At 39.5% G+C, this 721-nt stretch carries 1 protein-coding gene; it reads left to right on the plus strand.

Annotated elements, in window-relative coordinates; translation table 11 throughout:
• Positions 1 to 172 precede the first annotated feature (172 nt).
• Positions 173 to 517, plus strand: a complete 345-nt coding sequence (locus tag HHA43_RS13115) for a hypothetical protein (RefSeq protein ID WP_168417951.1) — start codon at positions 173 to 175, stop codon at positions 515 to 517.
• The last annotated feature ends 204 nt before the right edge of the window (positions 518 to 721 follow it).

Below are 721 nucleotides of genomic sequence, written 5' to 3' on the forward strand. Positions count from 1 at the left end.
TAAGGAAATTTTGGCAATTTTAAGAAAGCAGAATCCTGATAGGATAAGGGTTCTGTGAAATTTGTCGTGTACAGAGACATTTATTGAACAATTATGCGTATCGGGCTGTATATTTTTTAGTTATATTCGCTTTATCCCATCTTAAGTGGATGTAAAAAAAGGAAACATGATAATGAATAAACTACTTCTTGCTTTAGGTCTTGCCGCTACTGTGGCGCTTGTTGGTTGTGCAAAAGAAAAAGCACCTGAAACTGGGGCAACCACTGGTGAACACTTAGAAAATGCTGCAGCTCAAGCGGCACATGATGCTGAAGATGCAACTCATGAAGCTGCTGCCGCTACAGCAACAGCTGTAGATAATGCTGCTGAAGCGACTGAAAATGCTGCCCACAATATTGCAACTGCAACTGAAAATGCTGCAGATGCAACTGTTCAAGCTGCTAAAGATGCGACTGCTGCAACTGCGGGTGCTGTTGAACAAGGTGCTGCAAACGTAAAAGAAAAAGCACAACAATAATTGATTGTGTCAATAAAAAAACTCCTGAGTCTCTGCTCAGGAGTTTTTTGATTTTAATGTCGGTGTTTTATGTGACACGTTTCATTTCAACATCTAAAGTACATCTTCTATTAGACTATGTAGAAAGCTGTTCCTTAAAATGTAGTCAAACATAGTCAAGGACTAATTCGCACTCTGTTAATGTCTTGTTGCCAAGCGTGTAAC

The organism is Acinetobacter sp. A2, assembly GCF_012371325.1.
Lineage (GTDB): Bacteria > Pseudomonadota > Gammaproteobacteria > Pseudomonadales > Moraxellaceae > Acinetobacter.